Origin of the sequence: Pseudoalteromonas lipolytica, from assembly GCF_003515105.1 — a bacterium.
Lineage (GTDB): Bacteria > Pseudomonadota > Gammaproteobacteria > Enterobacterales > Alteromonadaceae > Pseudoalteromonas > Pseudoalteromonas lipolytica.
This window is the reverse complement of record NZ_CP032090.1, coordinates 626,815-652,205: the sequence shown is the minus strand read 5'-3', so window position 1 is coordinate 652,205 and position 25,391 is coordinate 626,815. Positions and strand designations below refer to the sequence as shown.

The 25,391-nt window shown below is 41.1% G+C and carries 21 protein-coding genes; 13 read left to right on the top strand and 8 right to left on the bottom strand.

What is annotated here, in order from left to right; all coding sequences use genetic code 11:
* Window positions 1-59 precede the first annotated feature (59 nt).
* The 9 genes from rpoD to D0907_RS03015 all read left to right on the top strand — a co-directional run bounded on the left by rpoD (window position 60) and on the right by D0907_RS03015 (window position 11,904).
* Window positions 60-1,913 (top strand): RNA polymerase sigma factor RpoD, encoded by a 1,854-nt coding sequence (rpoD, locus tag D0907_RS03055; RefSeq protein ID WP_036971019.1) that lies wholly within the window; start codon window positions 60-62, stop codon window positions 1,911-1,913.
* A 66-nt stretch (window positions 1,914-1,979) separates the two neighbouring features.
* Window positions 1,980-2,861: a 50S ribosomal protein L11 methyltransferase gene (prmA, locus tag D0907_RS03050; protein WP_036971022.1), complete on the top strand. Its 882-nt coding sequence runs from the start codon at window positions 1,980-1,982 to the stop codon at window positions 2,859-2,861.
* 260 nt (window positions 2,862-3,121) lie between these two features.
* On the top strand, window positions 3,122-4,093 hold the full coding sequence (dusB, locus tag D0907_RS03045) for a tRNA dihydrouridine synthase DusB (RefSeq protein ID WP_036971025.1): 972 nt from the start codon (window positions 3,122-3,124) through the stop codon (window positions 4,091-4,093).
* A gap of 21 nt (window positions 4,094-4,114) precedes the next feature.
* Window positions 4,115-4,405, top strand: a complete 291-nt coding sequence (gene fis / locus D0907_RS03040) for a DNA-binding transcriptional regulator Fis (protein ID WP_002957804.1) — start codon at window positions 4,115-4,117, stop codon at window positions 4,403-4,405.
* A 242-nt stretch (window positions 4,406-4,647) separates the two neighbouring features.
* The gene (purH, locus tag D0907_RS03035; protein ID WP_065978124.1) at window positions 4,648-6,234 is read left to right on the top strand and encodes a bifunctional phosphoribosylaminoimidazolecarboxamide formyltransferase/IMP cyclohydrolase; all 1,587 of its coding nucleotides are present in this window, start codon (window positions 4,648-4,650) and stop codon (window positions 6,232-6,234) included.
* A gap of 96 nt (window positions 6,235-6,330) precedes the next feature.
* Window positions 6,331-7,152, top strand: a complete 822-nt coding sequence (locus tag D0907_RS03030; protein ID WP_065978125.1) for a class I SAM-dependent methyltransferase — start codon at window positions 6,331-6,333, stop codon at window positions 7,150-7,152.
* A gap of 16 nt (window positions 7,153-7,168) precedes the next feature.
* The gene (gene purD / locus D0907_RS03025; protein ID WP_118843997.1) at window positions 7,169-8,455 is read left to right on the top strand and encodes a phosphoribosylamine--glycine ligase; all 1,287 of its coding nucleotides are present in this window, start codon (window positions 7,169-7,171) and stop codon (window positions 8,453-8,455) included.
* A gap of 94 nt (window positions 8,456-8,549) precedes the next feature.
* Window positions 8,550-11,048 carry an EAL domain-containing protein gene (locus D0907_RS03020; protein ID WP_118843996.1) on the top strand — a complete coding sequence of 833 codons (2,499 nt, stop codon included), beginning with the start codon at window positions 8,550-8,552 and terminating at the stop codon, window positions 11,046-11,048.
* A gap of 46 nt (window positions 11,049-11,094) precedes the next feature.
* The gene (locus tag D0907_RS03015; protein WP_036971040.1) at window positions 11,095-11,904 is read left to right on the top strand and encodes a DUF2797 domain-containing protein; all 810 of its coding nucleotides are present in this window, start codon (window positions 11,095-11,097) and stop codon (window positions 11,902-11,904) included.
* On the opposite strand, the gene D0907_RS03010 is transcribed toward D0907_RS03015, so the two are convergent.
* Window positions 11,901-14,405, bottom strand: coding sequence for an EAL domain-containing protein (locus D0907_RS03010; protein WP_118843995.1), 2,505 nt, complete (start codon window positions 14,403-14,405; stop codon window positions 11,901-11,903). The genes D0907_RS03015 and D0907_RS03010 overlap by 4 nt on opposite strands.
* A gap of 78 nt (window positions 14,406-14,483) precedes the next feature.
* Here D0907_RS03010 and D0907_RS03005 point away from each other — a divergent pair, with 78 nt between their 5' ends.
* Window positions 14,484-14,777 (top strand): DUF4144 family protein, encoded by a 294-nt coding sequence (locus D0907_RS03005; RefSeq protein ID WP_036971045.1) that lies wholly within the window; start codon window positions 14,484-14,486, stop codon window positions 14,775-14,777.
* On the opposite strand, the gene D0907_RS03000 is transcribed toward D0907_RS03005, so the two are convergent.
* The 6 genes from D0907_RS03000 to D0907_RS02975 all read right to left on the bottom strand — a co-directional run bounded on the left by D0907_RS03000 (window position 14,774) and on the right by D0907_RS02975 (window position 19,714).
* The gene (locus D0907_RS03000; RefSeq protein ID WP_036971046.1) at window positions 14,774-15,694 is read right to left on the bottom strand and encodes a histone deacetylase family protein; all 921 of its coding nucleotides are present in this window, start codon (window positions 15,692-15,694) and stop codon (window positions 14,774-14,776) included. The two genes, D0907_RS03005 and D0907_RS03000, sit on opposite strands and share 4 nt — an antisense overlap.
* Before the next feature lie 68 nt (window positions 15,695-15,762).
* A complete protein-coding gene (locus tag D0907_RS02995) occupies window positions 15,763-17,310 on the bottom strand; it encodes a serine hydrolase (protein ID WP_065978128.1) in 1,548 nt (515 codons plus the stop codon).
* Window positions 17,307-17,822 (bottom strand): gamma-glutamylcyclotransferase family protein, encoded by a 516-nt coding sequence (locus D0907_RS02990; protein ID WP_036971050.1) that lies wholly within the window; start codon window positions 17,820-17,822, stop codon window positions 17,307-17,309. Before D0907_RS02990 ends, D0907_RS02995 begins: the two co-directional genes overlap by 4 nt.
* 7 nt (window positions 17,823-17,829) lie before the next feature.
* The gene (locus D0907_RS02985) at window positions 17,830-18,450 is read right to left on the bottom strand and encodes a LysE family translocator (RefSeq protein WP_118843994.1); all 621 of its coding nucleotides are present in this window, start codon (window positions 18,448-18,450) and stop codon (window positions 17,830-17,832) included.
* A gap of 7 nt (window positions 18,451-18,457) precedes the next feature.
* Entirely contained in the window at window positions 18,458-19,240 is a 783-nt protein-coding gene (locus D0907_RS02980; RefSeq protein WP_118843993.1) for a hypothetical protein, read from the bottom strand.
* Between the two features lie 3 nt (window positions 19,241-19,243).
* Window positions 19,244-19,714 (bottom strand): CreA family protein, encoded by a 471-nt coding sequence (locus D0907_RS02975; RefSeq protein ID WP_065978130.1) that lies wholly within the window; start codon window positions 19,712-19,714, stop codon window positions 19,244-19,246.
* 101 nt (window positions 19,715-19,815) lie between these two features.
* Here D0907_RS02975 and D0907_RS02970 point away from each other — a divergent pair, with 101 nt between their 5' ends.
* The 3 genes from D0907_RS02970 to D0907_RS02960 all read left to right on the top strand — a co-directional run bounded on the left by D0907_RS02970 (window position 19,816) and on the right by D0907_RS02960 (window position 22,688).
* Window positions 19,816-20,403, top strand: a complete 588-nt coding sequence (locus tag D0907_RS02970) for an outer membrane beta-barrel protein (RefSeq protein ID WP_065978131.1) — start codon at window positions 19,816-19,818, stop codon at window positions 20,401-20,403.
* Window positions 20,404-20,413: 10 nt separating this feature from the next.
* Window positions 20,414-20,743 carry a 5-carboxymethyl-2-hydroxymuconate Delta-isomerase gene (locus D0907_RS02965; RefSeq protein ID WP_065978132.1) on the top strand — a complete coding sequence of 110 codons (330 nt, stop codon included), beginning with the start codon at window positions 20,414-20,416 and terminating at the stop codon, window positions 20,741-20,743.
* Between the two features lie 895 nt (window positions 20,744-21,638).
* Entirely contained in the window at window positions 21,639-22,688 is a 1,050-nt protein-coding gene (locus D0907_RS02960; RefSeq protein ID WP_118843992.1) for a metallophosphoesterase, read from the top strand.
* Window positions 22,689-23,032: 344 nt separating this feature from the next.
* Here the strand turns inward: D0907_RS02960 and D0907_RS02955 are convergent, their stop codons facing one another.
* Window positions 23,033-25,171 (bottom strand): winged helix-turn-helix domain-containing protein, encoded by a 2,139-nt coding sequence (locus tag D0907_RS02955; RefSeq protein WP_118843991.1) that lies wholly within the window; start codon window positions 25,169-25,171, stop codon window positions 23,033-23,035.
* Between the last annotated feature and the right edge of the window lie 220 nt (window positions 25,172-25,391).

Below are 25,391 nucleotides of genomic sequence, written 5' to 3'. Positions count from 1 at the left end.
ATTTTTTAAGCGAGCTGGCGCCTGTTGTATCAACTTTCAGAGTGGAAGAAAAAATCTCTATGGATCCAACTCCTCAGTCACAATTAAAGCTTCTGATTCAAAAAGGTAAAGAGCAAGGTTATTTAACTTTTGCAGAAGTTAATGATCACCTTCCACAAGACATTATCGACTCAGATCAGGTAGAAGATATCATTAGCATGATTAATGATATGGGTATCAAGGTAAGTGAAAACGCGCCTGATGCCGATGAATTAATGATGCAAGAAACAACGACAGACGAAGACGCAGCAGAAGCCGCGGCCGCTGCACTTGCGACTGTAGAAAAAGAGATCGGTCGAACGACTGACCCTGTGCGTATGTACATGCGCGAAATGGGTACTGTTGAGCTACTTACACGTGAAGGCGAAATTGTTATCGCCAAGCGTATTGAAGAAGGTATCAACCAAGTTCAGATTTCTGTTGCTGAATACCCTGAAGCAATTACATATCTACTCGAGCAATGGGACAAGTTTGAAGCAGAAGAAATGCGCTTAAGCGACATTATTTCTGGTTTCTTTGATCCTAATAATGAAGACGAATCACAAATTTCTGCGACTCACATCGGTTCAGATCTAAATGAAGAACAGCTCGACGACGAAGACGACGATGACGACGACGACGACGATGATGACAGCGATGATGATGCAGATGGTGACACAGGTCCAGATCCTGAAGAAGCACGTGTCCACTTCGAACATTTGCGTGAGCTTTACAATAAAGCACGCGATACATTCGAAGCAAAAGGCCGCTCACACCCTGATTCACAAGCTGCTATTTTTGAAATCGGTGAACTGTTTAAAACATTTAAACTAGTTCCTAAACAGTTTGATCGCATGGTAAACAACATGCGTGAAATGATGGATCGCGTTCGTGTACAAGAACGTCTTATCATGAAGCAAGCTGTACAAATTGCGAAGCTACCAAAGAAAAACTTTGTGAAGCACTTCGCTAACAACGAAACAGACACTGCTTGGATTGATCTTGAAATTGCTGCAAACGAGAAGTACTCAGTAGCACTTGAAGAAGTAAAACCAGAAATAATTCGTTGTATTAGCAAGTTATCTGCAATTGAAGAAAGCACAGGCTTAAGCATTGAGCGTATTAAAGATATCAACCGTCGTATGAGCATTGGTGAAGCTAAAGCGCGCCGTGCAAAGAAAGAAATGGTTGAAGCCAACTTACGTCTTGTAATTTCAATTGCTAAAAAATACACCAACCGTGGTTTACAATTCTTAGACCTTATCCAAGAGGGTAACATTGGTCTAATGAAAGCGGTTGATAAGTTCGAATATCGCCGTGGTTATAAGTTCTCTACTTATGCAACATGGTGGATCCGTCAAGCAATTACGCGTTCAATTGCTGACCAAGCGCGTACCATCCGTATTCCTGTGCACATGATTGAGACGATCAACAAGTTAAATCGTATCTCTCGTCAAATGTTACAAGAGATGGGCCGTGAGCCGAGCCCAGAAGAGTTAGCTGAGCGTATGTTAATGCCTGAAGATAAAATTCGTAAGGTACTTAAAATCGCTAAAGAGCCAATTTCGATGGAAACTCCTATCGGTGATGATGAAGATTCGCACTTAGGTGACTTCATTGAAGATACAACCATTGATTCGCCAATTGATTCTGCAACAATGGAATCTCTTCGAGGCGCAACCAATGACGTATTAGCAGGTCTAACAGCACGTGAAGCTAAAGTACTGCGTATGCGTTTCGGTATCGACATGAACACCGACCATACTTTAGAAGAAGTAGGTAAACAATTTGACGTAACACGTGAACGTATTCGTCAAATTGAAGCGAAAGCGTTACGTAAATTACGTCACCCTTCTCGCTCAGACTTACTAAAAAGCTTCTTAGATGCTAAATAAATAGCATTATTAATATATTAACTAAAAGGCCGCTGTTGCGGCCTTTTTTCTATTTGAGAGACGACCATGGCTTGGATCCAAATTCGCATAAATGCAAACGCTGATAATGCCGAGATGATCAGCGACTTACTTATGGACACTGGCAGCGCATCGGTTACTTATGTTGATGCGAAAGACACCCCTATTTATGAACCAAAACTTGGTACAGTACAACTGTGGGCTGATACCACGGTGATTGGTTTATACGATGCTAATCATGATATGGACAGCGTCGTAGCCGTACTTAAGGCTGAACCGACGCTCGCTGACAAACTCGTATACAAAATTGAGCAACTTGAAGACAAAGACTGGGAACGTGAGTGGATGGATAACTTCCACCCGATTAAGTTCGGTGAGCGCTTATGGATTTGTCCAAGCTGGCGTGATATTCCAGAACCGGATGCAGTCAATGTATTGCTTGATCCTGGTCTTGCTTTTGGCACGGGCACACATGCAACGACAGCGCTATGCTTAAAGTGGCTAGAAAGCCAAGATTTAACCGGAAAAACGGTCGTCGACTTCGGGTGTGGCTCAGGTATTTTAGGAATTGCAGCGATCAAATTAGGTGCTGAACGTATGATCGGCATCGATATTGATCCTCAAGCAATTGAGGCCAGTCGCGATAATGCTGAGCGCAATGGTGTTGCAGACAAGCTCGAAGTGTATTTACCTGAAGATCAACCTGATTTTAGTGCTGATGTGGTTGTTGCGAATATCTTAGCACAACCTCTTAAAGAGCTTCATGAAGTCATTTTGGGACTATTAAAGCCCAACGGTAAAATTGCTATGTCGGGTATTTTAGAGGAACAAGCACAATCTGTTGCCGATGTTTACGCACCGTTTTTAGCACTTGACGAGATTGCTGTTGAAGGTGAATGGACACGTGTTAGTGGTACCAAAAAGTCATAATACACATCTGAACATTTAATAGGTAAAGCCAGTATTTAACAGGCTTTACCTTATTTTTACACTCTTCAATTTGTTATCTATTTTCACGTGAATTTTTTTCTGGTTAAATAACAAACAAATCAACCCGCCCGTCAAACTGTTATCAAAAGTCAATACAAAATAGGCAAAAAAAAGTCACTTTTGTTCAATTTATAGCCTTTGATTTTTGCAAAAAAAGCCGTAAACTTAGCGCCCCTTGAAAAGAGGCCTATTGAATAACAGTGCGTATCGGTTCATACCAACTTGAGAACAACGTAATTGTCGCGCCAATGGCAGGCATTACAGACAGACCATTTAGACAACTTTGCCGTCGCTTAGGTGCGGGGCTTGCGGTATCTGAAATGCTCTCGTCAAACCCAAAAGTGTGGAAAACCGAAAAGTCGATGAACCGTATGGATCACAGCGGTGAATCGGGTATTCGCTCGGTGCAGATTGCCGGAGCCGATCCTGAGCTTATGGCACAGGCAGCACAATTCAATGTTAGCAACGGTGCACAGATCATAGATATTAATATGGGGTGCCCAGCTAAAAAAGTGAATAAGAAACTCGCAGGCTCAGCCTTATTACAGTTTCCTGAATTAGTGGAAGAGATACTCGATGCAGTTGTTAATGCTGTCGATGTCCCTGTCACCTTAAAAATCCGTACTGGATGGGATCAGGATAACCGTAATGGTGTCGAGATTGCGAAAATAGCTGAACGTTATGGCATTGCTTCTTTGGCTGTTCATGGGCGTACGCGCGCATGTATGTACAAAGGTGAAGCAGAGTACGCCACGATTAGGGATATTAAACGTTCAGTGTCGATCCCTGTCGTTGCCAATGGTGATATTACATCACCAGAAAAAGCAAAACAGGTTTTGGATTATACGGGTGCAGATGCCATTATGATTGGTCGAGCCGCCCAAGGTCGCCCTTGGATATTTAGGGAGATAGACCACTATTTGCGAACTGGAGAACATTTGCCAGCACCTGAAATTGCAGAGGTGCGTAGCATTTTGATGGAGCACTTAGCAAACCTTCATCAGTTTTACGGTGAGCCAATGGGAGCGCGTATCGCTCGTAAGCATGTATCTTGGTATTTGCAAACCCATGACAGTGACGGTCAGTTTAGGCGAGTATTTAATGCGTTAGATAACCCACAGGCACAAGTCGACGCATTAGAGCAATACTTTAAAACACTAGCAGCTAACTAAGAAAGAAAGAGACATATAACGATGTTCGAACAAAACGTGACTTCTCCATTTATCACAAACCCTCATGTACAGTCACACGAGAAACCACAGCCGTTGCGTGATGCAGTGAAAAAAGCGGTTCATCACTACTTGAAGCAACTTAATGGTCAAGACGTACAAGACGTATACGACCTTGTTCTTTCTGAGCTAGAAGCACCATTACTTGAAGAAGTAATGACGTACACGCGTGGTAACCAAACTCGTGCAGCAATCTTACTAGGTATCAACCGTGGTACTTTACGTAAGAAGCTTAAAAAATATGGCATGAACTGATACCAGTTGTATTGAAATCGTAATCATTCTAACGCGCTGTCGTTTTAATAGGTTACCAATCCAATACAACGCGAGTATGTGGGTCACTGCATACTCGACAAAAAAGCACCTTAGGGTGCTTTTTTTATAACCGTTAAAAACTATGCAAATTCCTCACGCTTAAAACATCGTTTTCTCAGCAATATTCAGTTAAAATACCGCCTTTCTAAGCTAGCTCAAACATTGAGGTAATCAAAACTACAATGGATACACATCGTCCAATTCGTCGCGCACTATTAAGTGTGTCAGATAAAACCGGTATCGTTGAATTTGCTCGCGCTCTTGAAGCTCAAGGCGTAGATATTTTATCAACAGGCGGTACTTGCAAATTACTTGCTGATAATGGCATTAAAGTCACTGAAGTATCTGACCATACTGGTCACCCTGAGATCATGGATGGTCGCGTAAAAACACTTCATCCAAAAATTCATGGCGGCATTCTTGCGCGTCGCGGCCAAGATGAAGATGTAATGAGCGAGAACAATATCTCTGCTATCGATATCGTTGTAGTTAACTTATACCCCTTCGCAAATACAGTTGCGAAAGAAGACTGCAGCCTTGAAGATGCAATTGAAAACATTGATATCGGCGGTCCAACAATGGTGCGTGCTGCAGCGAAAAACCACAAAGACGTGACTATCGTTGTTAATGCGAAAGACTATGACCGTGTAATCAGCGAAATGCAAAGCAACAATGGCTCAACAACGTATAAAACACGTTTTGACCTAGCGATTGCTGCGTATGAGCACACAGCACAATACGATGGTATGATTGCAAACTACTTCGGCAAAATGGTTCCTGATTATACAGAGGAAGCTGCTGAAGAGACTAAATTCCCTCGTACAATCAACATGCAATTCACTAAAAAGCAAGACATGCGCTACGGTGAAAATTCACACCAAGATGCTGCTTTCTATGTTGAAAATGACGTTGCAGAGGCATCTGTTGCAACCGCAGTACAACTTCAAGGCAAAGCATTATCATTCAATAACATCGCAGATACGGATGCTGCATTAGAGTGTGTTAAAGAATTCGACGTACCCGCCTGTGTTATCGTAAAACATGCGAACCCATGTGGTGTGTCTATCGGTGAAAATATTCTTGAAGCGTACGACCGTGCATTCAAAACTGACCCTACATCAGCATTTGGTGGCATCATTGCTTTTAATAAAGAGCTAGATGCAGACACAGCCGAAGCGATTGTTTCTCGTCAGTTCGTAGAAGTTATCATTGCTCCTAAAGTATCAGAAGCTGCAGCACAGATCGTTTCAGCTAAACAAAACGTACGTTTATTAGAATGCGGTGAATGGTCTGCCAAGACAACTGGTCACGATATCAAACGTGTTAATGGTGGTATCTTAGTTCAAGACCGTGATTTAGGTATGGTAACCCAAGGTGACCTTAAAGTTGTTACTAAGCGTCAGCCTACTGAGCAAGAATTAAAAGACTTATTATTCTGCTGGAAGGTTGCAAAATTCGTTAAGTCAAACGCAATTGTTTACGCTCGTGACGGTATGACTATTGGTGTAGGCGCCGGCCAAATGAGCCGTGTTTACTCAGCGAAAATTGCAGGAATTAAAGCAGCTGATGAAAACCTTGAAGTAAAAGGCTCTGTAATGGCATCTGATGCATTCTTCCCGTTCCGTGACGGTATTGATGCAGCTCGCGACGCTGGTATCACAGCGGTTATTCAACCTGGTGGTTCAATGCGCGATGAAGAAGTTATCGCGGCAGCTGATGAAGCAGGTATGGCAATGGTATTTACTGGTATGCGCCATTTCCGCCACTAATTACATAAAGGGTTAAGCAAATTGTTTAACCCTTTTTGTTTGCTACTAATTCACGTATTCTGATTATTAATAACCCTAAAAATGAAGGAATAGATGATGAAATTTGCCGTAAAATCGCTACTTGTTGCAAGCCTAGCACTTGCATCTGCACACGCACTCAGTCACAACCATGAATCAGCGCTTACAAGTGCTGTACAATCAAGTGAACGTGACGCTAAAAACAGCGCGCGCGATACATATCGCCACCCTATTGAAACCCTTGAATTCTTTGGTTTCAAACCGACAATGACAGTGGTAGAAATTGCCCCTGGTGGTGGTTGGTACAGCGAAATCTTAGCGCCGGCTGTAAAAGGTCATGGCGTCTATTACGCGGCACATTTCCCAGCTGATTCAGAAGTCGGTTATTATCAACGTTCATTAGCGGGTTTTAAGAAAAAGATGAGCGATGATGCACGTTTTAGTGAAGTGAAACTCACTGAATTTGCTCCCATTACTCACCTTGATATTGCCCCAGCCGGCAGTGCTGACTTAGTACTCACATTTAGAAATGTACACAACTGGTACATGGGTAAAGAGAAAGAAGGCACCTTAAGTGCATTTAAAGCATTTTATAAAGCACTTAAACCAGGTGGCACACTAGGCGTTGTTGAACATCGCCTTCCTGAATCTCGTAGTGATGACGATCAGAAATCTTCAGGTTATATGAAACAAAGCTATGTGATTGATATTGCAAAACAAGCAGGCTTTGAACTGGTAGCAACTAGTGACATTAATGCAAACCCACTCGACACAGCAGATCACCCTAAAGGGGTATGGACATTGCCACCACGCTTAGCGCTTGACGAACAAGACGCTGCAAAATATAAAGCGATTGGTGAAAGTGACCGCATGACGCTGAAGTTTAAAAAACCGCTTTAAATAGGATTATTTCGCCATGAATGTACTTGTCATCGGCAGTGGCGGCCGCGAACACGCACTTGCGTTTAAGGCTGCCCAAAATAGTAAAGTAAACACGGTATTCGTTGCGCCAGGTAATGCTGGTACGGCACTAGAGCCAAAACTTGAAAACGTTGCAATCAATGTTGAAGACCTTGAAGGTCTTGTTACGTTTGCAAAAGAAAACGCTGTAGAGCTCACCATTGTAGGTCCTGAAGTGCCATTGGTACTGGGTGTTGTTGATACATTCCGTGAACACGGTCTTGCTATCTTCGGCCCTACAGCTGGTGCGGCACAACTGGAAGGCTCAAAGTCATTCACGAAAGACTTTTTAGCACGACACAATATTCCAACAGCTGATTATCAAACATTTGAACAAATCGACCCTGCTCTTGCTTATTTAAAAGAAAAAGGCGCTCCAATTGTTGTTAAAGCAGACGGCTTAGCGGCAGGTAAAGGTGTTATTGTTGCAATGACTGAGAGCGAAGCTGAAGAAGCTATCCGCGACATGCTTGCAGGTAATAGCTTTGGTGAAGCGGGTAGCCGTGTGGTTATCGAAGAGTTCTTAGAAGGTGAAGAAGCGTCTTTCATCGTCATGGTTGATGGTAAAAACGTATTGCCATTCGCCACAAGCCAAGACCACAAACGTGCTTACAATGGCGATAAAGGTCCAAACACTGGCGGTATGGGTGCATACTCACCTGCCCCCGTTGTTACAGATGAAATTCACCAACGTGTTATGAATGAAGTGATCAACCCTACGGTTGAAGGTATGGCGCAAGAAGGCCACCCTTACACTGGTTTCTTGTACGCAGGTTTAATGATCACTACAGACGGTTCACCAAAAGTGATCGAGTATAACTGTCGTTTTGGTGATCCTGAAACACAACCAATGATGCTGCGTTTGAAATCAGATCTTGTTGAATTAATTGAAGCGGCTAACCGTGAAGAATTAGATAAAACAAGCATTGAATTTGATCCGCGTGCAGCAGTGGGTGTTGTTCTTGCAGCGAAAGGTTATCCTGGTGATTACCCGAAAGGTGATGCAATTAACGGTTTACTTGTTAATTACCCTGAAGGCGAAAAGGTATTCCATGCTGGCACTAAGCAAGATGGTGATGCGGTTGTAACCGCGGGTGGTCGCGTATTATGTGCAACCGCACTAGGTAATACGGTAACCGAAGCACAGCAACGCGCGTATAAACTAGTTGAGCAAATCAGCTGGGACGGTATGGAGTATCGCACCGACATCGCTTACCGTGCTATTGCACGTGAACAGCATTAAGGTCGAACCTGTACCCTTGTGAAAAAAGCGCAGTTTAACTGCGCTTTTTTAATGCTACACTGTAGTAAAGTATTAATTTGTTAAAGAACCCATTTTGAATAATAAAGCGCTGAAATATCATTTTGTTTCATTTTTTATTCTTGCAACTTTGTTTTTTATCATCACGACTTTGTCGACTCACCTTGCAAGCCCTACTCGTTATACTATTGATAAAACAGCGCCTGTATACACCCACACAGCTTACCGTATTGACGACACTGAATCATTAACCCTTAAAGAGTTCCTTTCTGAGCCAAAGAAATTAATTGAGCAACCCTTTGAGTACATAGAATGGGATTTAGCGGCAAAAGATTACTGGCTCAAGCTAGACCTGGAAAATAGACAATCGAAAGCAATTGATTTATTTATCCACTTCGACAATCCCATGGTTGACTATTTAACCCTGTTTGAATTGGATGCTGATCAAAAGCTGATCAAAAAAACGAGATTAGGCGATAAAGTTACGGGGCTTAACTTATTTCAGTACAGTACGCCTCATGCGTTACTCACATTACAGGCTAACGAACAAACAACTCTGGTTGTAAAAATTGATACGGTTGGTATCAGCAAAACACCCATCAAAATTTATGGTAAAAACGAATTTCAACACCTCATTCGCTCACAAGTGGGGATTTGGGGGATATTTATTGGCGTGCTTATCATGGCGGCCCTTTATAACTTAGTGTTATTTTTTGGTATTCGTGACCGTGTTTACCTAATTTACATTGGTTATATCATTTCAGCCTTATTACTTATGGGCTCAGTACTGGGTTTTGGTTTTTATTTATGGCCTCTTTCATGGCAACTATTTTTTAACGAACACGTCGTTTTTAGTAACTATGCCATTGCCTTTTTCACGGTCGCATTTTGCACCATGTTTTTGCGTTACCACAAAGACAACTGTCGGCTCTACAAACTCAGCATTAGCTTTTTAGCCTTACTGTTCAGTTTTAGCTTAATTAGCTTCTTTATGTTGGAGTACCATTCGTCAAAGATTTTCTTTGCCTTAATGGTGCCGCTGTATATTTTATGTATTTGCATGATTTACAAAAAGCTTGTGAGTGGCTTTCGTTGGGCAAAGTTTTATGTGATGTCATGGGTCCCGTTAATAATAGGTGCTGCAGTACAACCACTCGAATTAACGGGTTTTATCCCCTACAGTTTTGCAACTCGCCACCTATTTTTAATTGCGATTTTATGCGAGATCGTATTAATGGCAATGGCTTTGGCCGACCGTGTAAGGTACCAACGAGAGAAAGCGCTGTATCATGCGACTCATTCGCAGCAAACAAAATTACTTAATCAGGCCATGTTAAAGCAAGCCTACATGAGAATGATAAATGAGCATAGAAACGCCAACTTATGCTTGTTAAAAATCGAGCAGTTTAATGCCTTAATGAGCATTTTAAATCCGACCCAAAGCAGTCATATCATTACCACGGTTGCTAAATCTTTAGAGCACCAACTTAGCAAACAAAGACAGTTTATAAGCTTAGAATCCTCACTGGATACCGCCCCAAAGGTAGCCGATTTAGGTAACGGCATACTGGCTTTTGTTTCAACCAAAATTCAACCGCAAGACGAGCTCAACGAAGAACTCAATACGCTTTGCAAACAACTGCCAAAGCAGTATCAAATATCAGGGCTAGATTTACAGCTTTACTACCGCTTCAGTATTACAGAACCTGTGGAAAATGATGGTTTTGACTCTTGGTTACAACGCGGCTATTTAGGGCTGTCACAAAAGCACCAAAATACAGATACAACCGCCCCACATATCGATATGGATTTAAGTTTAGCGGTGTCATTACAGCACGCGATTCGCAGCAATTCTCTCGCCATTTACTTGCAACCCATTGTCAATTTACGCACCGGAACTATCGTGGGTGCTGAGGCGCTATTGCGCTGGCCATCAGCCGATAAGCACCTTGATATTGAGCAACTAATTTTACTTGCTGAACGCACAGGCCTTATCAACGAGCTAAGCTTATGGGTTATCGAAAAAGCATGTCAGACAGTGGCAAAACTGAATCAACAAGGCTATTACGATCACACGATTAGTGTGAATTTAAGTGCTAAAAATTTAGCCATTCCTAGATTAATCGAAAAAATCGAAAACAGTATCTTAAAGCACGGGGTTTCTGCTGCGCAGTTAAAATTTGAGTTAACTGAATTTGCACTTATAAAAAATCACACTGATATGGTGCGTTTCGTAAATGAATTAAATAAATTAGGAAGCCAAGTGATTCTTGATGACTTTGGCACAGGCTACTCTTCATTGAATTATTTAGTTAATTATTCATTTAGTACCATTAAAGTTGATAAGTCATTTATTCTCGACCTTACCAACAACGAGACACACCAAGTTATCGTTAAAACAGCCATTGATATGGCTCATAACCTGGATATGAATATCACCGTTGAAGGCATTGAGGATCAAACAACAGAACAGTTATTAATTAAAATGGGCGCCGACCAAGGACAAGGTTTTTATTACAGCAAAGCGATTCCATTCGATGAGTACCTGTCGTTAATTGCCACACATTCTAAATAGAGCATGTTACACTAGCCTTTTTTACATCTTTAGGGGCTATGTAAAGATGCAAGGCACACTTCGCAAATTAAAATCGTCGCACGCTGCACCCGTTCAATACCACCTGCCAATTGGTGATGAACTCGTTTCTTTAAATGATTACATTGGCAAAACACTGACACTGACTTTTACAGGCAATATTTTTTGTAGCAACTGCGGCAAGAAAACCAAAAAAAGTTACTCGCAAGGTCACTGCTTTGTATGCATGCGTAAGCTCGCTAGCTGTGATATGTGTATTATGAAACCAGAAACATGCCACTTTGATAAAGGGACTTGCCGCGAGCCACAATGGGGGGAAGAAAACTGCATGATCCCTCATTATGTCTATTTAGCAAACACTTCCGGGTTAAAAGTCGGTATTACCCGTCACACGCAAATCCCCACTCGTTGGATTGACCAAGGCGCGACCCAAGCACTTCCTATCTTTAAAGTGCAAACTCGACTTCAATCGGGTCTTGTTGAAGTTGCTTTAGCACAGTTTATCGCCGATAAAACGAACTGGCGGAACATGTTAAAAGGCCAATCAGAAGTCATCGATTTAAAAGCTGCTGCTGCAGAACTTATTCCGCAAATAGAGCCTAAGCTCTCTGAACTTGCAGCGCTTTTTGGTGCAACAGCCATTGAAAAACTTAACGAAGACGTTGTTGAACTAGACTACCCTGTTAGCGAGTATCCGACAAAGGTTAGCTCTTTTAACTTTGATAAAAACCCTGAGGTATCTGGCGTACTTCAAGGTATTAAAGGTCAGTACCTCATTTTTGATACTGGCGTCATTAATATTCGTAAATTTACGTCTTATGAAGTCACTCTGGGTTAAGCACTCTGGGCTTTAGCAAGATAAAAGTCATACCATTGCTGCTTCGCTATGGGGCGGCAAAAGTAATACCCTTGGATGGTATCGCAGTTAAGCATTTGCAAATAGTTTAGCTGCTCTATTTTCTCCACGCCTTCAGCAACCACATGAATACTTAGACTTTTTGCAAGCGTAATTATTGCAGTTACAATCTCACTATTGCCATATTCATCCGGCACTTTGGCGATAAAACTGGCATCAATTTTCAATGTATCAATGGGTAACTTGGTTAAATAACTTAGCGCAGAATACCCCGTGCCAAAATCATCAAGCGTAATATGCACACCGAGTTTTTTTAGTGCAAGTAACTCTTGCTTCGCTTCACTAAAATGACTAATAAAGCAGCTTTCTGTTAGCTCAATTTCTAACTTGCGGGGGTCTACATCATATTGTTCAAGTAAACGCGCAACATTAGATGCCAGCAACCCCTGACGTAAATGATTGGCCGAAATATTAATCGCTAAACGGCCTGCCTCAATATCATATTGCCGCCATTTGGTTAATTCCTTACAGGCTTGCTCGATCACCCATAAATCAAGCTTAACAATTAAACCAAGCTCTTCTGCAAGGGGGATAAATTTGGCAGGCGATATCACACCTAAACTCGGCTCTTGCCAGCGTAATAATGCCTCAACGCCTAATATTTTACCGCTATTTAAATGCTGCTTAGGCTGAAAGTACAATTCGAATTCATCGCTTTCGATAGCATTTTGTAAACGACTCATCATCGCTAAACGCTCTAAAGAACGTGCATTCATCGCGGGCTTAAAGAGCTGAAATGAGTTTCGTCCGACTTCTTTAGCACGGTACATCGCTATGTCGGCATGTTTAAGCAACGTTGCACTATCAATGCCATCATCGGGGTAAACAGCCGCGCCGATTGAAGCAGTAATCGCAACCTCATGTTCATTAATTAATAGTGGCATACTGACTTGTTGTAATACTTGCTCTGCGAAGCCCAATAAAGTTTCAACACGGCTCACTTCGCACAGCAATACAAACTCATCGCCACCTAAACGCGCCAGAGTGTCTCCTTGGGGGAGAATAGATAAAATACGATCTGCAACTTGCGCTAATAAGTTATCGCCAGCATCATGCCCTAAGCTGTCATTGACTTCTTTAAAGCGGTCTAAATCAATAAACATCACAGCGAGTAGATCATCGTTTCGCTTAGCCGCACTTAATGCGATTGAAAGCCGGTCATTAAATAAGCGTCGATTAGGCAGACCGGTCAATTCATCGTAATAGGCAAGCTGTGAAATCTTTTCTTCTGCGCGCTTACGCTCCGTGATATCACTGAAAATAGCAGCGTAAAGAATTTCATCAACATTAGGGTCTTTAATTTTAATGATGGTCAACCACTCAACAAACTCTTCCCCCCCTTTTTTGCAGTTACAAATTTCTCCCTGCCAAACTCCGTCGTACTCAATGGCATGCCACATTTTCTGATAAAAAGAACGACTGTGTTTTGTAGAACTTAAAATACTCGGCCGTTTGCCGATGACTTCATGCTCAGCAAAACCTGTTAGCTTTGTGAACGCGGGGTTTACTTGAATAATCGTGCCGTCTCTTTGAGTCAGCATAATGCCATCGAGTGAAGCATCAATAATCTTATTAGCAAGGAATAAGTTACGCTGAGACTTTTGTAGTGCAATGTCGCGTTGTTCAATTGCACGCTCTAATTCACAGCAATAAGCCGATTCAATTTCAGTAATCAAATCGGCAAATGAAATAACGCCACAAATATCGGTATCTCTCACAACAAGATGACGTACATTTCGATCAGACATCAATCGGTACGCATCAAATAGGCTGCTTTCACTATCAATTTCAATCAATGGATAACTTGCATACTGCCAACAAGGATTGAGCCATTCTGTTTGAATGATCAACCCAACAATATCACGCTGCGTAATAATGCCATGAATATCTAACGCTTGATTATAAACAAGAACGCTTTCAAGGCGCTTCGCGCGCATAATCTCAACCACGCCTTCGATAGACATCGCTGAGTCCACAATTTCTAAATCGGTGCGGTATTGCTCATGAATGGGTCTAAACTGTAAATAATGATCAAGCCCTTGATTATGAACTATATCAGAAAGGCTGAGCATTCCCGCAGGCTGCTTATCGTTATCCAATACCAACAAGTGACGAATCCCATGCTGCTGAAAACGTAATGTCGCATCACTCAGCAAGCACTGACTTGGCACAGAAACAACTGGCGCCGACATCACCTCGTGAATCGCCACATCTTTAAAAACAGGGCTGGTAATGTCTACCTGCAAGCAGTCAGCTTCGGTCCAAATACCGACAATTGATTGTTCGTGTTTAACAAAAATAGCCGTTACATTATGAACATGCATCAACCGCACAGCATCAACCAGCGGAGTATGCGCAGGGCACGATACCAGCTTTTGCGAGAAAACATCACCGACCTTTTGATGGCGTCTTGGTTGATTCATAAGCAAACTTACCTAGTTTTGAAAGGAGTTAGCAATTATAATCATTTCAACCTATGTAGCTTTGATGCAGGACAATAAATGCACCAATCATTTCCCTTGATCATCTGCGCACAGCAGGAGTTGGATTACTTAAAAGATGAGAGTGATCTGGAGAGTTTCTTATTTAATTTAGATGAAAATCAAAAAAATCAGGTCATTTTAATAGCCAAAAACGGCCAGCACTTTGACTTAAATAATAACCAACTCGCCCCATTGAGTGATACAGATCTGGCAAAGCGCGTAACGCAACATTTAACTCAAGAAGGTATTTGTTGTCTCAGTAAGGTAACGAGACTGACCACGCAACAAGCATTTTCACTGCTGGAGTCTTAGGGCGCATCCACCAGCGCTTTTACATGAGCAACGGCGCTGCGACCTAATGCAGAAAGAGCGTATCCCCCTTCTAAAAAAGACACAATACCCCGGCAGTGTTGTTGCTCACACAGCTCAGCGAGCTGAGATGTTAGCCATGCATAGTCATCTTCTACAAACTTTAAGCTTGCCATATCATCTTCTAAATGAGCATCAAATCCCGCACTTATGAATAATAACTCAGGCTGAAATTCAGTCAGTTTAGGAAGCCATTGCTCAAGATAAACAGCTTTTAAATCATTTCCATCACTGGCAATTGGCAAGGGAGAATTAACCAGAGTTTGATTATTTTCAACAGCCGTATTCGGATAAAAAGGATGTTGGAACAAAGAGCAAAATAATACATTTTCATCGTCTAAAAAGATGTCTTGCGTACCATTACCATGGTGGACATCAAAATCAACAATTGCAATGCGTTGAACCCCTTTACTTTGGGCATACTTAACCGCAATTGCTAAATTATTAAAGACACAAAACCCTGCAGAAGTGGTGCGGTTAGCATGATGGCCAGGGGGTCTTATAGAACAAAATGCCGCATCAATGTTATCAGCAAGAATTTCATCAACCGCAAGTATGCCCGCCCCTACAGCTCGCTCAATGGCTTTCATCGAGTCGGGACATAACCATGTATCACCATCTAGTTCAGCAAGGCCTGAGCTTGGAATCGTTTGCTCAACATGCCGAACAAGGGATTCATCGTGAGCGCGTAAGAAGTCATTCCGGGTGGCTTTGGGCGCTTGTAAATGAGTTACCGCAATATCAACACCGCTTGCCAGTAAGCGATCAGTGATCATATCTAATCGTGCTGGACACTCTGGATGATCTTCTATCATTTTGTGTTTACGGCACATTGGGTGTGAGATAACAGCCGTTCTCATAACATGCTCCTTGAACAATTTTCTCCGATTATAACAAAGCCGCCATGTGGCGGCTTTGCGACTTTGGTTTACTTTTTAGCCTGTAAATCGAGGTTTCTAAAGTCAAAGCTAAAGTCAGTGACCTCGGTCGAAACGGCACGCATTGTCGCGCTACTGACACGGTTATCAGGGTTCATTTGGAACTCGATATACGCATCTGCTTCAAGCAGCTTCTCATCCCATTTAACAATAAACGTATTACCGGTGTAATGCTCAAGCTGACCTTTTAAACGTTTGGTATGAGTGAAATCAATACGTAGTTGACCATTTAATTCTTCAATTATTACATCGCCATACCAGTTATCATGCAATGTGCCTGTGTAATTAATATTAGGCAGTTTAGGTTGATAATCAGCGGGGGTTTCTGGCGTAGCGTTCGCGTAGGCCTTTTCTTTGTTCTCAAAATGCTTTTTCGCTAACTCTTCCACCCAATCTTTATCGTCAAGTTCAAGGGCATCTTCCAATACTTCGTAAGTCACAGCTGATAATGCACTGAATGCTTGCTGGTTACTTAAAATGACAATCCCAAGGTTTTTCTCTGGGAGTAACGTTACTTGCGAAACCATGCCAAGAATCCCACCACCATGGCCTAGCTTTTTAATTCCATGAAAGTCTTCAATACTCCACCCTAAGCCATAACCTCTAAATTGCTGATGATACATGTCATAGGCACTTTTTGATGCCAGTGAAGTAATGTGTGGATGCCACATTTGCTGCTGTTGTTTTTCTGTGAATAGTTGCTCACCGTTAGGCATTTTTCCGTGAGCAAGTTGTGTACGTAGCCACTGGCTCATATCGTTTACACTGGATGCTATTGCACCTGCACCACGAAAATCTTCTAAGTAATTAACGAAAAATGGGTGTAACTGACCATCCATCGGAATGTGACCTATTGCCCAGTTTTTATTGCTTTTAGGAATGCGTGAAAAACCTGCTCGTGAATTTTCCATCGCAAGGGGTTGTAGTATGTTTTTTTCGATATAATCATTCCAGCTCATGCCTGATACGCGTGCAACGACTTCGCCTGCCGTAACAAACATTAAATTGTTATACGCATACTTACTGCGAAAACTACTTGCCGGTTTTAAATATTTTAGACCTGCGATAATCTCATCAATCGATTTATCCGTGTCAGGCCAAATCATCAAATCGCCCTGGCCTAAACCAAGGCCACTGCGATGGCTTAATAAATCGCGTATGGTCATTTCTCGGGTCACGTACGAATCGTATAAACGAAACTCAGGTAGGTGATCAATCACCTTGTCATCCCAATTTAACTTACCTTCATCAATCAATTTTGCTAACGCGGCTGCCGTGAACGCTTTTGTATTAGAGGCGATACCAAATAACGTGTCTTTGTTCACTTTTTTACCGGTATCAAGGTTCGCAATACCAAAACCTTTAGCTAGCACTACCTTGTCATTTTCAACAATCGCAACAGCCATCCCCGGTACATCAAAACGTGCCATTGAGGTTTCAATAACTTTTTCTATTTTTTTCGTGTCGATATCGGCATAGCTGTTAAATGCACAGCTAGTTAACAGCGCAGCTGCTACGGCTAATTTACGGAATGTCATAATGTACCTTGGTGATTTTTATTGTTATGAATAGCGAACTCTTTCGCTGCTCGGGTTTTATCTGGATCATCGCGACTGTCTCGCGATAGGATAGCTTCACTGTAATGATTTGGCACGCCAGCTTCAAGTGCGCCGCGATGAACATGCTGAAGATACCAGTCGAATGGCAGTAACGCGCTGTCTAATGTATTGGCAATGTAGCAATGCGCTGTCAATTGCTCACCTTCAACTAATTCTACACACACATCAACACAATCGTATCGTGGACCTTCAATTTCATCTAATATCGCTTTTTCAGCTAAACTTAACTGATACACCACACCATAAACTAACGCTTCAGGCTCGTGGGTTTGACGAATACTGCATTTAGCTGAGCCATCTGTGCTCACCATATCAAACGTCAGTTCGTAGCCTTTCAATACCGCTGTCCCGACACGCTTTGCTTCAGGCAGCCTAGCTAATAGACGACTTGACGACATGTTTGACCCAAATGAAAAGTTATATACTGTCATAATCACCTCACAAGACTACACGAATGGCTAAGGCAATTAGCACCACACCAATGCCTCTATCAAACCAATAACCACGCTTTAAAAAAAATGCGCGAACCGATGCCTTGGAAAGCACCAGTGATAAAAATGAAAACCACAGCCAAGTAGCCACAGCCATATACACCCCATAGCTAGCTTGCACTCCAACTGGCGTATCTGGGCTAATTACAAGTGTGAATAACGACATAAAAAATAATGTCGCTTTAGGATTAAGCGCATTAGTAAAAAAGCCACGTCGAAACGCTTTGAAGTAGGATTCAGGTGCAGTTTCCGTGAGTGTTTGTTCATCAGTGTGAGCGGGCTTAGCACTGCGAATTGCGTGTACGCCTAAATAAGCTAAATATGCACCTGCCACGTATTTAAGCACCATAAATAAGCTGGGTGATTGTGACAAAATAAGCGCCACGCCTAAAACACAATAGCCAATATGCAGCAGTATTGCCGCGCCCACTCCCGCACTAGTCCAAAGCGCATTTTTACGCCCTTGTTGAATACTTTGTTTAAGCACAACAGCAAAATCAGGGCCGGGGCTTGCCACAGCAAAAAAATGCGCCACAGCAATTAATAAAAATTCATCAACATATTGCACGTGCTAACTAACCTACTTTTTGTTCATCTAAAGCAAGTAGCAAAGGATTAGCGCTATCATTAATAAAGGCTTTTATCTGCTTTTGTGCTTTTTTATATTGGCTACGTAAATGTGGTTTCAAATATTTTTTAGTTTGATTGTCTGTTTTAAAGTGCGTGACCAGTGCATGCATAAATAACGTTTGAGACTCTGTTAATGCAGCCTGACGATTTGCATACGGATTATAACCACACCCACATCCACCTTTAAACTGATAGACCGTGTTACTCATCATAACCCCAAACCCTAAATAACACGCAAGTGCATCACTGGCCTGTGGTAAAAACTCTTTTCCACCTGGCGGTAACACGCCAACATGATGAATCAATATGGTTGCCAACGTACCAGCAAAGCTCGCCACTAAATCTTGTGGTTGGTTAATTTGACTTTGGTTAAACGACACATTAATCAAATGATTGGCAGGTACCATAAGCGTTGCACTTTCCCCTCTTAATGAGTCTTGAAACGCAAAATGAGGAAATACCTGTGGTGTTAATTGCGAGGGCGAGACCAAATTAACTGGCCACGCTTGCATGCCGGCATAATCAACAACGCGGGCAAATACCTTTTTTGCCATGTCTTCAATGCTAGACACACTGTCAGGAAAGAACTGACTATTCGGCAAAATTATTTGTGTCTGATTTAAAAAGTAATCGCTGTCAAAGTGCTCAACAGCCCACATAAACGTGTCTATTAACCATTGTTGTTCTTGTTCATCAACTAATGGGGCTGATTTAAATAGTGCTAACATAATTTACTCTTGTGAAAGTGCCCACTGCCATGCTTCGGTATTATACAAAGGCACCGTAGATAAGGCGTGATGATGGCTGCCTGTTGACTCTTTGGTTGAATAAGATAGATATAATAAAGTACGCGTTGGCGCATCATAAATGCGACGGACTTTTAACGATTTAAATAAAATACTTTTCGATGACTTAAACACCACTTCACCAGATTTACTACGATCGATACTTTGTAACTGCTGAGCCGTAATTGGTCCCGTTTGACGACACGATATCGACATATCCGATGGATCGGCAAAATCGAGGTTCGCCTCAATATGACTAATATGACAGGTTACACCGCTAATAAGTGGGTCTTGTTGTGATACAACTTTAATATCTTTAGTCGTAAATAGCCCTAAACTGACTGACGCAGCCTCATCCGAACAGCCGTTGAGCAACGCCAAAGTCGCTGCACAGGCTACATATTTCAGTAACTTCATGTTAGTTATCCTTATAAAAACGCGCGTTATGCATTTACAACAATTTGCCTGCTATGTTTCAATACTATCTCAAAACATCCTCAACAACGAGCACCTAAACAATGAAAAAGTCGCTAACTGTATTGTGCTTAATGCTAACGAGTTTCACCGCCTCTGCTGGGTATTCTGTCAGTGCAGGTTTTGGCAAGAATTTCAGTCAATCATTAGAAACCGAAGAAAACCTAAAAATTGATCTCGACGATGATAGTCAATTTACATTCAGCATTGACCGAACTATTGAATCAGCACGGTATGGGCTATTTTACTCAGCAACAACATTGAATATGGAAGCACAGACTGATAAGAAAATCGAGATGCAATACCTACTATTTCAAAGTGCTGTTGAAGTGCCTCTAGGTAAAAACATCAGTGGCTTTGTCGGTGCACAAATTGGTGCAAACCATGTTAGTACCAACTTTACAGAGTCTGATACCTTTTTTACCACAGGCTTATATGCCGGTGCTGAGTACTTATTTACCGACAATGTACGTGTTTATGTTGAAAGTCGCTGGTTGGCGACTATTGTAAATAATGCAAGTAATGTGTCATGTACCTTGCCCACATCAGAAAACGAACAATGCCTTTGGCATTTCGACGGTGATGTGTTGAACCAATTTCAGACAAACATCGGTTTTAGCTACCGCTTTTAAGGAACACCCCATGCCGCATATTGTTATTGAACACTCTGAAGACTTACCAATTCTTCCGCAAGTGCTGGTTGAAAAAGTACACTTGGCAGTCTTTGATTCTGGTTTATTCGAATTATCAACCATAAAAACGCGTGCCATCGCTTATCAACACTACCAGCTAGGTGAAGGAAAAGACGGTTTTATTCACATTAGCGCATCGATAATGCAAGGTCGTACTGTTGAACAAAAGCAACTCTTGAGTGAGCAATTGCTGAATTGTTTAAGAACATACTGTCGTCGTTCGTACAGCTTAAGTGTCAACATTTCCGACATGAACCCAGACATTTACTGCAAGTGTTAAACAATTTGCTGAGTTAGAAACTCTGCTCATAAGCATTTCATTTCTATTTAAGGCAACAAATAAGTAGTAAGCACTCACCACGCTTATTGGGCAACAATGCAAAACCCAATGAGCAACTCTGTGCATATTCAGCTCTCCCTTTAAATCAAAAGAATGTGCTGTTTAAAAATGATAATAACTTGCTTGCTTAGTCATTAAGCGAACATCCTCAGTACACTTAGATTAGTGCCGTGGTTTTCACTCAATGCTTTACTCTCCCTCTAACACTATTTCAGCGCCGAATGCTGTTAGTAGTCGCTTTTTCAAAGTGTTACCCAGTAATAAAACAAGCTAATAAACCATCAAAAGAGAGCGAATATTACATAGTTACTGGCTTTTAGGTACTGGCTTTAACGTACTCACTTTAGACTAATGAGTTACATAGCTACAATCTTATTCGCTTCTCTTTAAAATCATCAAAAACATAACAAATTGTTTTTATTAAACAATATTTAAAAATAGATGTAAAAAAGACATATAAGCCATCAAAAATAGAGTTTAAATGATTTGTTACCTCATTCTGTAATTGCGATAACTCATTACAGGTGCTCTTTTCGCCTTACCTTAGTGATGGATGTTGCAATGAATTAACACCTTCGAGTACATCCCTAGCACCTGATGATAGAGACAAATAACGTAACGCACATAGAAAATTAGGAGGTAAAAATGAATAATCACTCCATAGCAAAGCGAAAGCATAAGTATCGTGAAGAGCAAAAAGGTGTACTGGCTTTAATGCTTGATTTTACGTTTATTATTTTCGTTACATTAATCTGCTCTTTATATATTTACTCACTTTGCTTTATATCTCTTAAAGCTTTGTAATACGCAATTAAAGAGAACCCGAGGTATTAACATGCTCTTTTCTAAGTTTTTAATTTACACATTACTTCTTACAAACTCATTGTTTATCACCACAGCATTGGCACACAATAACGATGAAAAAAGCACCAAGTATGATGATGGCCCTTATTTATTTTATAATAACAATCACATCCAACAATTTGATGTGATTAACAGCAAGCTAGAAATTACAAACTATGCTGGCCCACTTGCTATTCCTGAGGAGTTTAAAGCGACAGACAAGGATCAATATAGTGATGTAAAAAAGTTTGCTGCAATCAGTGATATCCATGGGCAATTTGCAATATTTAAAAAATTGCTCATCAACAATGGTGTAATAAACGACGCATTAAATTGGCAGTATGGTACTGGGCACCTAATCATAACTGGCGATATTTTTGACCGTGGCGACACTGTTACAGAAGCACTTTGGCTAGTATTCAAGCTTGAGCAACAAGCAGCAATTGCCGGAGGTCACGTTCATTACCTTCTCGGTAATCATGAATATCTAGTTTTGCGAAATGACCAACGCTACCTGCACCCCAAATATAAACATACCGTCTCGTTTTTTAACGATAATCTAACAGAGCAATACAGCGTGCAAAGTGTGTTAGGCCGCTGGTTAAGAAGTAAATCAACCATTATAAAATTAAATGACTTTATTTTTTTACATGGGGGCATTCATGAGGACTTTCTGAATCTAAACATGACACTTGAAAGTGCAAACCAAGCGTTTAGAGACAGCATATCTAAAAGTAAGAAGGAATTAAAAGCCAATCCTTTATGGGCTACTTTACATGGAAAAACAGGCCCTATCTGGTATCGAGGCTACTTTAGAGATGAGCAACTTAAAGATGAAGCGGTTGCTGGCGTGCTAAGAAAGTTACAAGCGAGTAAAGTAATCGTAGGCCATACTTCAATGCCATCAATCGAAATGCGTTTCGATGGTAAGGTTATCGCGATCGACAGCTCAATCAAACGAGGAAAAGAAGGTGAATTGCTGCTATGGGAAAACAACCAGTTTTTTAGAGCAACGCTTACCGGTGAAAAAAAGCCACTGTAATAAATGCAATTTAAAGCTGCAACATTAACCACCCAATGCTTAAAGGAGTGCTTAATGTTGCAGTTAACTACACCGTTAATGAGAATGGGTAATGAATAACAGGTAACTGAACAGATTAAGACGTACTTGCACTTAAGGCATTTAGTTTTAAACCCACAGTGTTAAAACCCACTTAGTCTTGTACGCGCTTAGCCTTAAGCCCTCTTGTTTTACACAGAATTTGTCCCCTATTTCGCTGCCTTGGCTATCAGATAAAGGCACCGTAATTACATATACATGCCTTTTCTTTTAATACTTACCGGCAAAGCTGTAAAACAGAGGCAGCAAAACTAGAGTTAAAGAAACTAGGGTATAAACTCGGCAGGTAAACGCTTGATCTCTATCTCAGGCAATAAATAAGCGGTATAGACTAACCAACGCTCATTAGGTATGTAGGTTAAACCTGATGAGCGGCTGTATGCTCGTTCAGGTAACGCAATTAAATCAAAATGACGTTGTGTTTCTAAATCATAATAGCTAATACGGTAGTCGCCTAAGCGCACTTTATAGTAATAAATACGCCCTTCATGAAAAGCATTTTCAGCAACATATAACCATGTATAGTGATGCGCTAAATTAATATCCTGTACCAGTAATTCTTCTGCACCTGTGTCGTGATGCTTAACCCAAATAGCATCATTTGAGTTACTAAATAATATATCGCCTTGCGATGTCTCAATACCATAACGAGCTTTAGTATTTACAGCCTTGCCTTTAATTTGCCCATTTAAATCATAACGGTATAAATAATCACCATCCGACACCAAAAACGATTGACTGTCTGCTGAAAATCTCGGCTTAATATCAGGCTTAAATGGCAGCGTTAGCGCTTGGCTTTGCTCGACTTTGAAATCATAAAAATATAAAGACGTGCGTCCTTTGTTTTCCAAAAAGAACAAAATATAGCGGCCATCAGGTGACCACGTGGGATCGAGTATTTGCCCTGTAACATGACTAAAATCAGTAAGCTGTTTGCGAGAACTACTATCAGGGTTCACAATCCATAATTGTGAACTACCAGATTCATCAGATACATATAAAAGTTTATTCTGTTGCTCGTTATATTCAGGAAAACGAGAGCTAAAATTAGTTGAAAGCATTGAAAAAGGTGAACTTGCAACTTGCTCGTCTATTTTCAAGCGCGTGATCACTCTATCGAGATCCCACTGATGATAATACACACTGCCATCACTACTAAAGTTAGGTGAACTCATACCTGCAATTTGTGTATTTATTAAAGAGTTGTCACTTATGTCGTAAAAGTACCCATAACGCTTTCCTGCTTCCACAGCTGTAAAAGCCAGTTTATCTTTATGTGGATGCCAATCAACACCATGAATATCAACAAAATTATCGGTAATGCGGCGGCTTTCCCCAGAAGACACATCGATTAAAAACAATGCTTTTTGATCATTTTCAACATTTCGAGTCACCACTACTTGCTGAGCATCCGGAGAAAATGACACTGATTCATCGATTACGTCACAGTGATCTGTACAGGGTATAAATGTTTCACTTAATTGATTAGCATGTAAATCAAGTAGTTTTAAGCGACTAACAGACTTACCAGATTCAGAAATTTGTTCATCAATATAAACTAATGTACGACCATCAGCACTAATGTCTAAATCAGTTCGAAACTGACGACTACACTCAGTCAGTACCACACTGGTTGCGTTCACTAAAGAGAGTTTAACAATCTCACAAAACTTATTTGTTTGATACCGATAATAATAGAGAGTCTTTGCATCAGGACTGAATACAGAGTGGCCTTTAGTGTAAGGTGAGTCAGTGAGTTGTTTTGCTGGGTGCTCAGGAAAGTGCAAATCACGTAAGTATAAGTTGGTCGGTTTGCCTAACTGTCGCCATAAATACACTAAATAATGCTGGTCGTTTGATATCGCAGGGTATATTTCTCGCCCGGGACTTGCCGTTACGCTTTCGATACTGTTAAGGGGGAGTGAAAATGCAGTATTATCTTGATTATCGGGTTGGGTAGAAAACTGCCAATACAAAGCAACAACACTAATAACAAAAACGGCTACAAAAGCACCCGCAAGAATCGGCCTAATCAATGATAAGCGCCTACTTTTGTTTTTTTCGTTTCCACTTAACGCACATTCAGAGGGAGGTTGAACCAGTCGATACCCTGTTTTACGCAACGTTTCTATATAAGTCTGTTCAGGGTCAAGCTCTTTAAATGCTTTACGTAAATGCCATATTGCATTGGTTAATGCTTTTTCACCAACATAAAAATTCCCCTCCCATACAATATTGATTAACTCTTCTCGGGTAATAGCTTCAGGATAACGCGCAACAAGACAAGCGAGTAATTCAATAAACTTTGGTTGTAAGATTTGCTCGCTATTATCATGGATCAGTTTGTTTTCTAGCGGGTTAATAACACAACGACCCAATTGATAAGCACGATTAGTTGTTTCCATTAACTCAAAATAACCCTCATTGTTGGTATGTAGCAGTATATAGCTTATTCAAGTTATCTTAAATCCTCCCTTTTAACCAGCTTTAAAGTTAAGAACTAGTTAATAGCATCTTCACAGTTAACCTACTGATTTTAAATAAATAGACATTCAATAGATGTTAAATAGAGACATAAACGAGTCATGGTTAGTTGTAGTTGCATTCACATTTATATAAAAGTTT

Excerpts from the sequence above, each read along its gene's own strand:
- rpoD (WP_036971019.1), top strand. The coding sequence starts at position 60 with ATGGATCCAACTCCTCAGTCACAATTAAAGCTTCTGATTCAAAAAGGT.
- prmA (WP_036971022.1), top strand. The coding sequence starts at position 1,980 with ATGGCTTGGATCCAAATTCGCATAAATGCAAACGCTGATAATGCCGAG.
- fis (WP_002957804.1), top strand. The coding sequence starts at position 4,115 with ATGTTCGAACAAAACGTGACTTCTCCATTTATCACAAACCCTCATGTA.
- purH (WP_065978124.1), top strand. The coding sequence starts at position 4,648 with ATGGATACACATCGTCCAATTCGTCGCGCACTATTAAGTGTGTCAGAT.
- D0907_RS03030 (WP_065978125.1), top strand. The coding sequence starts at position 6,331 with ATGAAATTTGCCGTAAAATCGCTACTTGTTGCAAGCCTAGCACTTGCA.
- purD (WP_118843997.1), top strand. The coding sequence starts at position 7,169 with ATGAATGTACTTGTCATCGGCAGTGGCGGCCGCGAACACGCACTTGCG.
- D0907_RS03015 (WP_036971040.1), top strand. The coding sequence starts at position 11,095 with ATGCAAGGCACACTTCGCAAATTAAAATCGTCGCACGCTGCACCCGTT.
- D0907_RS03010 (WP_118843995.1), bottom strand. The coding sequence starts at position 14,405 with ATGAATCAACCAAGACGCCATCAAAAGGTCGGTGATGTTTTCTCGCAA.
- D0907_RS03005 (WP_036971045.1), top strand. The coding sequence starts at position 14,484 with ATGCACCAATCATTTCCCTTGATCATCTGCGCACAGCAGGAGTTGGAT.
- D0907_RS03000 (WP_036971046.1), bottom strand. The coding sequence starts at position 15,694 with ATGAGAACGGCTGTTATCTCACACCCAATGTGCCGTAAACACAAAATG.
- D0907_RS02995 (WP_065978128.1), bottom strand. The coding sequence starts at position 17,310 with ATGACATTCCGTAAATTAGCCGTAGCAGCTGCGCTGTTAACTAGCTGT.
- D0907_RS02990 (WP_036971050.1), bottom strand. The coding sequence starts at position 17,822 with ATGACAGTATATAACTTTTCATTTGGGTCAAACATGTCGTCAAGTCGT.
- D0907_RS02980 (WP_118843993.1), bottom strand. The coding sequence starts at position 19,240 with ATGTTAGCACTATTTAAATCAGCCCCATTAGTTGATGAACAAGAACAA.
- D0907_RS02975 (WP_065978130.1), bottom strand. The coding sequence starts at position 19,714 with ATGAAGTTACTGAAATATGTAGCCTGTGCAGCGACTTTGGCGTTGCTC.
- D0907_RS02970 (WP_065978131.1), top strand. The coding sequence starts at position 19,816 with ATGAAAAAGTCGCTAACTGTATTGTGCTTAATGCTAACGAGTTTCACC.
- D0907_RS02965 (WP_065978132.1), top strand. The coding sequence starts at position 20,414 with ATGCCGCATATTGTTATTGAACACTCTGAAGACTTACCAATTCTTCCG.
- D0907_RS02960 (WP_118843992.1), top strand. The coding sequence starts at position 21,639 with ATGCTCTTTTCTAAGTTTTTAATTTACACATTACTTCTTACAAACTCA.
- D0907_RS02955 (WP_118843991.1), bottom strand. The coding sequence starts at position 25,171 with ATGGAAACAACTAATCGTGCTTATCAATTGGGTCGTTGTGTTATTAAC.